Genomic DNA, 10,802 nt, shown 5'->3' on the forward strand with positions numbered 1-10,802 from the left:
TCCGGGCAGCTCGGATCTCTGTCCAGCGATCTCTGTCCAGCCTCTCGGCTGTCCAGTGCCTCGGCTGTCCGTCCAGTGCCTCGGCCCAGCGCGACGAGACCGGCGGACAACCGTAACAGCCGTCCGCCGGTTCCCCAGCAGGTCCACCCAGCGCCCTCCCGGTGCGGAGGTGGTCCTTGACGCGGGACGTCGGCGGGACAGGACCCCGACGCATGGGCTCACCCACATGCCGGACGACCCGACGCCTGGATCTATCTACCCCTCCATCAGCGGCCCGATGGTGATACCGCAGCCTCCGGCTGTCGTCCGATACGGGACGATCAACCGCTCTCGAGACCTTCGGCCCTATTCCGCGGGACTCACGACCGACGCCCTCGCACTGTCAGCCGTGCGGCCCGCACCCGAGGACCCGTACCCGAGGAGAGGAGGGGGCTCGTGCAACGCGCCAGGTTGGCGCGAACCTAGATGTCACTTCCGATGCTCGGAACTCCCTTCAGCAGGGCACGCACCTCCGCCTCTCGGTACCGGCGGTGGCCGCCCAGGGTCCGAATCGACGTCAGCTTTCCGGCCTTCGCCCACCGGGTCACGGTCTTCGGGTCCACCCGAAACATCGTGGCAACCTCGGCGGGCGTCAGCAGCGGCTCAGCGTCTGGCGTTCGTGTCGTCATTGCGTTTGGCCTCCCGTCACAGAGCGTCGCTCCGTCCCATACAGATCGTGCATCCTTCGGGGGCATTTCGGACATGGCACGTCAGGACCATCTACTGACTAGTCACAGCTCGTCCGAAGCGGGCGGCAACTCTCAGTTAACAGAATGCGCCGATCAGCTCGCGGATTCCCGTGCCTGCAGGGGCCTCCACCTCATCAGGACTCGTTCGTAGGCTTCGACCGCTAGGTCTGTTCGCCCACGGCGTAACGCACTGACAGCCTCGACGATGTCCTCTACAGAGTTGTCGCGCCGAAGCATGTCATCGTCCAGCAGGTCAACTAGCCCGTCGTAGTCCAGTTCGACCCTGCTCTGTGGATGGAAGGACCCCAGCCAACGGGCCAGCTCGCCGACGCCCTCGACTCCCGGGGCGTCCGGAGAGCTCGCCCGCAGCGCCTCCACCGCCTCCACCGCCCGGCCCGCCCGCCGTCTGGCGAGGCTCATCGTGGTGCGGTAGATCATGGACCGCTCGGCGGTGTCCCCCGTGACCAGGGACCGTTCGGCCGGGTCGAAGAGCAGGAACCACGGCGGTGGCACCATCCAGGTACAGGTCTGCACGTGGACCTTGAGCGCGGGGCGGCGGGCCTTCCACCGGTCCAGCTCGACCTCGGCCGGCTCGATGATCCGCCGTGGCAGGAACGCCTCCGCGACGCGGTCGGGCATCAGGCCGCGGAACTCGAGCGCCGCCTGCCACACCCGCAGCTGGGTCGACCACGGACAGACGAACATCAGACCGTCGATCCACTGGACGAAGGCCGACTCGTCGGCGACGTCAAGGGTGGGACGGACGGTCGCGACTAGCGCCAGGACCCGCTCCCGGCGGGAACCGGCCCGGCGCGACGGCGGCCCCGCGGCGGCGTAACGCTGCCAGCGGCCACGTTCGGCCGCGGGAAAGGCAGCGAGCGGTTCGTACACCCGCAGATACGCCGCGGGGGAGACGACGGGCACCTCAGGACCCACGTACCGCGCGCGATCCGACCGACGACACCCACGCGGATGCCCTGGATCCTGGCACGTCCGCACACAAGCCGTCCGGCCTACCGGCGCCGTAGGGTTCGCCAGGACACGATCTGCGGGCCCTGGGCGCGGCGCGGGTGGTTCGGCCCGCGGCGCGGGATCAGGGCGGTGGGGGCCGCGTGCCCCACGGAGGCCCCGAGGAGAGAGGTGCGCCATGTCGTCCCTGTTCAGCGCCGTTTGTGACCATGAGCAGGTGCTGTTGTGCTCGGACCGTCCCTCGGGTCTTCACGCGATCATCGCCGTCTACTCGACGGCGCTGGGGCCGTCGCTGGGCGGTACCCGCTTCCACCCCTACGCCGACGAGGAGGTCGCGTTGGCGGACGCCCTCGCCCTGTCCCGGGCGATGGCCTACAAGGCCGCCTGCGCCGGGCTGGACCTCGGCGGCGGCAAAGCCGTCATCATCGGTGATCCGGCCGTCGCGAAGTCGGAGCCGCTGCTGCGCGCCTTCGGCCGCCATGTCGCCTCACTGGGCGGCCGGTACATCACCGCTTGCGACGTCGGTACCTACGTGGCGGACATGGACATCATCGCCCGGGAAACCCGGTGGGTGACCGGACGGTCACCGGCGCACGGCGGTTCGGGCGACTCCGGCGTGCTGACCGCCTACGGAGTCTTCGAGGGCATGCGCGCCGCCGCCCGGCACCGGTGGGGAACGCCGAGCCTGGCGGGGCGCCGCGTCGCGGTCTCGGGAGTCGGCAAGGTCGGGCGGCGGCTCGTCGGGCATCTCCTCGACAGCGGCGCCTCGGTGGTCGCGGGCGACGTGGACCCGGTGGCCCTGGCCCGGCTGCGGGTGGAGTTCCCGGCGGCCGAGACCGTGCCGGACCCGGACGACCTGCTCGACCTCGACGTCGACGTGTACGCCCCCTGCGCGCTGGGCGGAGCGCTGAGCGTGGAGACCGTCCGCCGGCTGCGAGCCGGCGTTGTCTGCGGCGGCGCCAACAACCAGCTCGCGCAGCCCGAGGCCGGGCGGCAGCTTGCCGACGCCGGAGTCCTGTACGCCCCCGACTTCGTGGTCAACGCCGGCGGCCTGATCCAGGTCGCGGACGAGATCGAGGGCTACTCGCCGGAGCGGGCCCGGGCCAGGGCCGCGCAGATCTTCGACACCACCTCGGAGGTGTTCCGCCTCGCCGAAGCTGAGGGGGTGACCCCGACCGAGGCCGCGGAGCGGCTCGCCGAACGCCGCATGACCGACGTGGGACGCCTGCGGGGGATCCTGCTGCCCTGATGCCGACCGGGGTGGGGCGAAGCACACCGTGGGGGCGAGGCACACCCCCGCCACCAGGAACGATCACCCGCCCGGCGGAGGCCTGAACGTCAACGGGGACAGGTGACGATGATCACATCTAGGCCCCGTCAAACGGGCCGCCGACGGCGGGGACGAGCAGATATCCCCGATCGAACCCACCGGACAAGCGGGTTCATACACCGTTTCCGATCGCGGGCACCTTGTCCGGGGACAGGCAACTGTCGGGTTGGGGTGCCGAGAAGCCTCCGGTCCCTGTAGTCTCGGGAAGCACGAGACAGTGAGAGCACCGGGGCGGGTCCCCGTCGTCATGTTCGAGGGGGTCGAGCCATGGGGCGCGGCCGAGCTAAGGCCAAGCAGACGAAAGTCGCCCGCGAGCTCAAGTACAACTCGCCCACTATGGATCTCGACCGATTGAAGGCGGATCTGGGCGCGGGCTCGACGCGCGAGAACAACAACGACGACTCGTACGTAGATGACGACTACGGATACGACGCCTACGCAGACGACGAGGACGATCGACGTTCCTCCCGCTGACAGCGTCGCTTCGGTAGTCGCTCACCGCGGCAGGCTCACCGCGGTGGTCGTCGCCGATGGTGGTCGTCCGGGCTCAGACCCGGGCTCCCACCGCCATAACGTGCTGCCGTGATCCTGGCTGCGCTGCATGCTTCTTCGCCAGTTCACTCCTGATCAGCCCAGGCTGCCCGGACAGGTTGCCCAACCTGCCCGGGGGGTTGCCCTGCCCAGGGGGTTGCCCTGCCCGGACGTGCTGCCCCCGGAGGGGCCGTCTCAGCGTGGATGCCGGCCGACGAGCCGAGCTCTGGCCGCGCCGGCTGGCTCCGGAGCGCCCGCCGCGCCGACCTCCCCTGCCACCCAGGCCGGCACGTCCCGCGCGGCGAGCAGCGCGAGAGCGTCGGCGACCGCGGTGGCCGGCAGGACCGCTACCATGCCGACTCCCTGGTTGAAGGTGGCTTCCATGTCCGCCTGGGTCACCCCGCCGCGCTCGGCGAGCAGACCGAAGATCGGGGGCACTGACCACGACGCCCGGTCCACCGTGGCCAGCAGGCCCGGCGGGATGACCCGAGCGAGGTTCGCCGCGAGACCGCCGCCGGTGATGTGGGCGAAGGCGTGCACCTCGACAGCCGCGGCCAGCGCCAGGCAGTCCCGGGCATAGATGCGGGTCGGAACCAGCAGGGACGCGCCCAGCGTGCCCCCCAGGGACGGGACGTATGACTCCAGATCCTCCCGCGCGGTCTCGGGAATCCCACCTGGCTGGCCAGAATCGACGGGACCGAACAAGATATGCCGTACGAGCGAGAAGCCGTTGGAGTGGATGCCGGATGATGCCATCGCGACCACCACGTCCCCGGGCCGGACTCGCTCCGGCCCGAGCACGTCGTCGGCCTCCACGACCCCGACCCCCGTCGCGGCCAGGTCGTAGTCGTCGCTACCCATGAGCCCGGGGTGCTCGGCGGTCTCCCCGCCGACCAGCGCCGCCCCCGCCTGCTCGCAGCCGGTTGCGATGCCGGAGACGATCTCGGCCACGCGCGCGGGGACCAGGGAGCCGCACGCGATGTAGTCGAGCAGGAACAGCGGCTCCGCGCCGCACACCACGAGGTCGTCGACGACCATGGCGACCAGATCAATACCCACGGTGCCGTGCGTGTCCAGGGCCCGGGCAACGGCAATCTTGGTACCCACACCATCGGTCGACGAGGCGAGCAGCGGCCGGCGGTACCGCGCCGTGTCCAGCGCGAACAGGCCGGCGAATCCGCCGAGCGAACCGACGACCTCGGGCCGGGTGGCGCGCGCGACGTGACCACGCATCAGCTCGACGGCACGCTCGCCCGCGGCCACGTCGACCCCGGCCGCCCGGTACGAGTTCAATCCACCGCTCATGCGGGCCTCACCCCGGCCGGCTGGGGCTCGGGCTCAAGCTCGGGCTCGGCGTCGTGGTTGTCCGGGGAGAGATCGGCACCGTTCATGCCCAGCGTCACGCCGCGCCGCAGCGCCTCGGTGATCATGTCCTCGGTGGTCTCCGCGCCGCCCGTCGCCTCCAGCCGATGCTTGCCGAGCTTGTCAGAATCGTTCAGCGGAACCGGGTACACGCCGTCGAAGCAGGCCCGGCAGAGCGTGCCGGCCGGTTGGCGGGAGGCCTCGATGAGGCCCTCCAACGAGACGTAGGCCAGCGAGTCGGCCCCGAGAGAGGTTCTGATCTCCTCGATGCCCGCCTCACTGGCGATCAGCTCGGCGCGGGTCGCGAAGTCGATGCCGTAGAAGCAGGGCCACCGTACCGGCGGCGAGGAGATCCGGATGTGGACCTCGGCCGCGCCGGCCTCCCGCAGCATGCGCACCAGCGCGCGCTGCGTGTTGCCGCGGACGATCGAGTCGTCCACCACGACGAGGCGACGCCCCTCGATCACGTCCCGCAGGGGGTTCAGCTTGAGCCGGATCCCGCGCTGCCGGATCGTCTGCGAGGGCTGGATGAAGGTGCGCCCGACATAGGAGTTCTTGACCAGGCCCTCGCCGAACGGGATGCCCGACTCCTCCGCGTAGCCGACCGCGGCGGGTACCCCGGACTGCGGCACGGGGATGACCAGGTCGGCCTCCACCGGCGCCTCGCGGGCCAACTGCCGGCCGACGTCGACCCGGGTGGCGTGCACGGAGCGTCCGGCGATCGACGTGTCCGGGCGGGCGAGATAGACGTACTCGAACAGGCAGCCGTGCGGATCGGGCCGGGCGAACGTGCGAGAACGCATCCCCTCGGCGTCGATAACGACCAGCTCACCGGGAACGATCTCCCGCACGAGAGTGGCGCCGACGATGTCGAGGGCAGCCGTCTCGCTGGCGACGATCCACGCGCCGTCGGGATGGCCGTCGAGCCGGCCGAGCACGAGCGGGTGGATCCCGTGCGCGTCCCGGGCGGCATACAGCGTCGAGGCGTCCGAGAAGACCAGCGAGAAGGCCCCGGTCAGGCGGGGCAGCACGTCCATCGCCGCGTCGACGAGGGTCGGGCCGGGATGGTCGGCGAGCATGGCGGTGATGAGGTCCGAGTCGGTGGTCGCCCGCAGGCGGTCCCGCTCCGCGCCGAGCGTCCGCGCAAGCTCGACGATGTTGGTGAGGTTGCCGTTGTGCCCGAGCGCGATGGGGCCGCCGAAGCGGGCGGTGCGGTACGACGGCTGGGCATTCTCCCAGGTAGAAGAGCCCGTCGTCGAGTACCGGGTGTGGCCGACCGCCACATGGCCGCTCAGGCTGGACAGGGTGACCTCGTCGAAGACCTGAGCGACGAGCCCCAGTTCCTTGAAGACCACCACAGTCCGGCCGTCCCCGGCCGCGATGCCGGCGGCCTCCTGACCGCGGTGCTGCAGCGCGTACAGGCCGTAGTAGGCCAGGTTCGCCACGTCCTCGCCGGGCGCCCACACCCCGAACACACCACAGGCGTCACGCGGCCCCGGCTCGTCGGAGAGGTCGGATTCCCATCCGGGGATGGCGCCGAAGCGGGGTGCGACGTCTGGCACCAGGACTCCTCGACAGGTCAGGGATACCGAAGAATGCGGACGATCTCGCGCGGGACCATGCGGGACTATAGAGGTGCCGGGCTCGTCCGCCGACGTGCCGAGACGCGCCGACCACTCCGACCACCGCCTCGCCCCGGCAGCTACCTCCCACCACGCTAGCAGTGAGGACGCGCATCGGCCGTTGTGCGCGCATGCCCCGGACGGACCAGATCGTCCCTGGTAGATCATCCGGCCCAGCCAACCCGCACCTACAGGAGGGGCAGGTAGGAACTGAGGTCGGCGCGCTCGCCGCTGGCCGCGACCCGGCCGTCGGCCACCGCCTCGGCCCACGGCAGGCGGCCCGCGCACAGCAGGACGAAGGCGACAGGTTCGGCCTCGACGACGTTCGGCGGTGTGCCCCGGGTATGGCGTGGACCCTCGACGATCTGCACGGCCGTGAACGGCGGCACCCGCAGTTCCACCGAGCGTCCGGGTGCCCGCTCGGCGAACATCTCCGCGAACACCTTCGTCGCCGCCTTGAGCGCCCCCCGGGCCGGCGTGACGCCTAGCTCGAGGCCGTGCACCACCGCCTCGACCGCTCGGGTGCGCAGGAACTCCGCCAGTCGCATCGGGCCGCCCGGCGTCGGGACCACCGCTTCCTGAGTCGCCGCGGCCATGGCGGCCACCGCGGCCGACACCTCGCCGGCCAGCCGGCCTCTGATCTCGGCCGGCCCACGGTTTGCCGCCAGCGAGCGGGCGGTGTCCGCGACGGCCTCCGCCCGGGTTCCGGCGCCCGTCAGGTAGCCGCTCGCGGTGACGAGATCCCTCGCCGTGACGAGATCCGTCGTGCGCCGGGACGCCGGGACCGCGGGGGCCAGGGCCTCGGTGAGCGCGGTCGCGGAGCGGGAGACGTGCAGGACGAGGTCGCCGACCATCCAGCCGGGCAGCGGACTCGGCGCCCCGAGAGTCCCGTCGGGCAGGACACTCACCGCATCGACGATCCGCTGCCACTGGTCCGCCAACGTCGCGGCCAGCTCGGTACCGGTCGCCAGGGGATCCTGGCGGCGTCCGCGGGGTGGCATCCCTCCATCCTGCCCGGCACCGCGTCCCGGCCGGGTATCCCATCCTGCCCGGTACCACCAGGTACCACCAGATACAAACCGGTACCACCAGATACCACCCAGTACAAACCGGTACGCGGTCGTATCCGGCCGTCCGCGCGCGCCGGTGTGCCGGACCCGACCCCCCGCCCTGCCGGGCGGGAAGACGAGTATGGACGGGTGCCAGTGACGATCCCGCGCGCTCCCGCCGACGAGTACGGAACCGCCGCGATCCGGCAGCGGGTTCTTGACGCCTGGGCCGCCTCCCCGGCCCGCTTCCGGGAAGACGCCAATGCCGAGGAGGACGCGGCTCTCGGCGCCTACCGCGACCGCCTCGTCGTCGAACTTGTGCAGAACGCGGTCGACGCCGCGCGTGAGGCCGGCGTCCCGGCCCGGGTGTACCTGCGGCTGCGCACCTCCGCTTCGGAGTCGGATGCACCGGACGTTCTAGCTGCCCCGGATGCTCCTGATGTTTCGAAGACCGGCGCCGGTCCCGGCGGCCTGTTAGAGATCGCCAACACGGGGGCACCGCTGAGCCCGGCGGGGGTGGAGGCGCTGTCGACCCTGCGTGCCTCGGCGAAACGGGACACCACGTCGGTAGGGCGGTTCGGCGCCGGATTCGCCGCGGTACTCGCGGTGAGCGACGATCCCTCGATCGTCTCCCGGTCCCGCCCGGGCGCGGGGGCGTCCGGAGTCACCTGGTCGAAGAGCAGGGTGATCGAGGCCGTGACGGCCGCGGGGGTGGGCGGCGGCGCCGGCACCACGGCGCCGGCGCCGGCGCCGGGCCTGCCCGAAGAACTGGCCCGGCGCGACGGGGCGGTACCCATCCTCCGGCTACCGTTCGATCTTCCCGCGCCGCCTGCACCGCCGGACGGGTACGACACCGTGGTCCGCCTCCCGCTGCGGGACGTCGCGGCGGCCACGGCGGCCCGGGATCTGCTGGCCGGGCTCGATCCGACCCTGCCGCTCGTCCTCGGCGGTCCCAGCGAGATCGTGGTCGACGTCAACGGGACCGTTCGAACGATCACCTGTCGATGGATCCGCGGGGGCGGCTCATCCCAGCCCGCGTCGAGCGCGACGTCGACGCGTGTGGAGATCGCCGAGCTCGACGGCGATCTCGACGGCGAGCGATGGCGCGGCATCGCCCGTAGCGGCATGATCCCGGCCAGCCTGCTGGCCGACCGCCCGGTAGAGGAGCGCGGCCGGAACCGCTTCACCGCCCGGGTCATGGTCCGCGACGGCGGATGGCCCGAGGGCGTCGCCCGGGTCGTGCGGGCACCTCAGCCGACGGACGAACCGATCTCGCTGCCGATCCTGGCGAGCGTCGAGCTGCCACTGGATCCCTCGCGTCGACACACGGTATCGGGTCCGTTACGGGACTGGCTCACCGATCAGCTGAGCGCAGCCACCGTGGCGCTGGCCGAATACCTGGGCGCCGGCAGGGATCCAGACGCCGGCAGAGATCCAGACGAGACGCCTGGCGACCCGCTGGCCGCGCTGGCCCTCGTGCCGACGGGGCTGCCGGTGGGCGAGGTCGACGGCAGGCTACGGGACGCGCTGACCCGACTTCTCCCGGACGCGGCGCTACTGCCCGGCGGTCTGCGTGGCCGGGACTGTTCCGTCTGCGATCTCGGCCCCGCGACCGATGCGGTCACCGAGCTGCTGCGCTCCTCCTGGACCGGGACCGACCCGGCCGAGATCGCCGGCACGGACGGGGCGGGTCCGGATGGTGACGACACCGTCGCGGCGAAGGTCGCGGCGAAGGTCGCTGGGAAGGTTCCCGGCCTGCTCCCGGCGGCCTATGCTGCCCGCCGGTGGCGTACCGCACTCTCCACCCTGGGCGTTCGACGGGTGGACAGCGCCGCCCTGGTCGAGCTGCTCTCCGGGGTGTCCCGCCCGCCACACTGGTGGGGACGTCTCTATCCGCTCCTGGTCGGGGCGCCGGACCGGGACGCGCTCGGCGCGCTTCCAGTACCGGTCGCGGAGGTTCCCGCGCCCTGGGAGGGCACCGAGCCGAGCGGCGCAGCCGGGTCCAGCGCCTTGCGGACGCGGATGGTCACCGGTCCGCGTGGGACCCTGCTGCCCACCGCCGACCTCGACATCGTCGCGCTGGCCCGATCGGGGCTGCCGCTGCGGGTCGTACATCCCGACGCCTGCGCCCAGGACGCGGCGCGGGATGCCCTGCGCACCCTCGGCGCGCTTGAGGGCACTCCGGCGGGTGTCCTACGGGATGCGGCGGTACGCGAGGCGGTCCTGGACGCCGATCCGGAGGACGATCCCGATGATCTCACCGCCCTGGCGAACGCGGTGCTGGCGCTGGCCCGGGACGCGAGCGAGGAGTCCACGGCCGACCTGAGCTGGCTCGACGAGCTGCTGCTGCCGGACGGCGACGGTGGCTTCACCCCGGCCGGCGAGCTGCTGATCCAGGGAGGCCCCCTGGATCGGGTGCTCGCCGAGGACGCACCCTTCGGCACCCTGAGCGCCGAGGTCGCGCGGGCCTGGCCCGCCGAGGTGCTGGCGAAGGTCGGTGTGCTGCATACCTTCGGGGTGTTGCACGCCCACGACCTGCCGTTGGATCCCGACGAGCAGATCCTGCTCGACCTCGACGACAGCGACACCTGGGTTGACGACGTCACGGCGGACGACCACGGTGCGCCGGGCGGCTCGGCGAACCTGCGTCGGCCGCCTCCCGGCGGGCCACCGGCACCCGCCATGATCGGGGTGTTCGCGGCGGTACGCGACCTCGAACTCGTCGACCGGGCCGCCTGGCCCGAGGCGCTCGCCGAGCTCGCCCGACCACCGTTGCGGGACGTCGTGTTCGCCCCCGAGCCGTCCTATACGCGCTGGTGGCTGGCGCGACACGCGGTGCTGCCCGTCGGTGGCGACGGCCGGGCGCCCCACTCCGCGGAACACCCGGCGCACCGGGACGGCAGGGTTCTGCCTCCGGGCGAGCTCGTCCTACCCGACGCGGACCCCCTGCTCACCGGGCTGTTCGCGCCGGCGGCACCGCTCCCGGGGGTCGACGACGAGTTCCTGCGCCACCTCGGCTGCCGGCTGACGCTGGAGGACGTCCTCGGCGACCTGGGCGCGGTGATGGACCTGCTCGACCGGCTGGGCGACGCCGACCGGGACGTACCGTGGCCCGCGGCTCGCACGCTGTACATCGCCGCGGTCGACGCGGTGGCCCGGGTCCTGACGGCGCCGGACGGTTCCGCCCACGACGGGCGGTTCGACCCGCCGC

General features: G+C 72.0%; 8 protein-coding genes. 3 read left to right on the top strand and 5 right to left on the bottom strand.

What is annotated here, in order from left to right:
- Positions 1 to 461 precede the first annotated feature (461 nt).
- Positions 462 to 668 carry a developmental transcriptional regulator BldC gene (bldC, locus tag ACY5KJ_RS08280; RefSeq protein WP_006540950.1) on the bottom strand — a complete coding sequence of 69 codons (207 nt, stop codon included), beginning with the start codon at positions 666 to 668 and terminating at the stop codon, positions 462 to 464.
- A 153-nt stretch (positions 669 to 821) separates the two neighbouring features.
- The gene (locus ACY5KJ_RS08285; RefSeq protein WP_462186996.1) at positions 822 to 1,652 is read right to left on the bottom strand and encodes a hypothetical protein; all 831 of its coding nucleotides are present in this window, start codon (positions 1,650 to 1,652) and stop codon (positions 822 to 824) included.
- A 223-nt stretch (positions 1,653 to 1,875) separates the two neighbouring features.
- Here ACY5KJ_RS08285 and ACY5KJ_RS08290 point away from each other — a divergent pair, with 223 nt between their 5' ends.
- Both ACY5KJ_RS08290 and ACY5KJ_RS08295 read left to right on the top strand, forming a co-directional pair.
- Positions 1,876 to 2,946, top strand: coding sequence for a Glu/Leu/Phe/Val family dehydrogenase (locus ACY5KJ_RS08290; protein ID WP_462186984.1), 1,071 nt, complete (start codon positions 1,876 to 1,878; stop codon positions 2,944 to 2,946).
- A 348-nt stretch (positions 2,947 to 3,294) separates the two neighbouring features.
- Positions 3,295 to 3,501: a DUF3073 domain-containing protein gene (locus tag ACY5KJ_RS08295; protein WP_011434572.1), complete on the top strand. Its 207-nt coding sequence runs from the start codon at positions 3,295 to 3,297 to the stop codon at positions 3,499 to 3,501.
- Positions 3,502 to 3,753: 252 nt separating this feature from the next.
- Here the strand turns inward: ACY5KJ_RS08295 and purM are convergent, their stop codons facing one another.
- From purM to ACY5KJ_RS08310, 3 genes are all read right to left on the bottom strand, one after another.
- Entirely contained in the window at positions 3,754 to 4,863 is a 1,110-nt protein-coding gene (purM, locus tag ACY5KJ_RS08300) for a phosphoribosylformylglycinamidine cyclo-ligase (RefSeq protein WP_462203108.1), read from the bottom strand.
- Entirely contained in the window at positions 4,860 to 6,482 is a 1,623-nt protein-coding gene (gene purF, locus ACY5KJ_RS08305) for an amidophosphoribosyltransferase (RefSeq protein ID WP_462186987.1), read from the bottom strand. Before purF ends, purM begins: the two co-directional genes overlap by 4 nt.
- A 248-nt stretch (positions 6,483 to 6,730) precedes the next feature.
- Complete coding sequence (locus ACY5KJ_RS08310; protein ID WP_462186988.1) at positions 6,731 to 7,543, bottom strand: sterol carrier family protein; 813 nt, start codon at positions 7,541 to 7,543, stop codon at positions 6,731 to 6,733.
- A 198-nt stretch (positions 7,544 to 7,741) separates the two neighbouring features.
- Between ACY5KJ_RS08310 and ACY5KJ_RS08315 the strand changes: the two genes are divergently transcribed.
- Positions 7,742 to 10,802: sacsin N-terminal ATP-binding-like domain-containing protein (locus ACY5KJ_RS08315; RefSeq protein WP_462203109.1), on the top strand; the 3,061-nt coding region annotated here is incomplete at its 3' end.

Source organism: Frankia sp. CcWB3 (assembly GCF_977927595.1).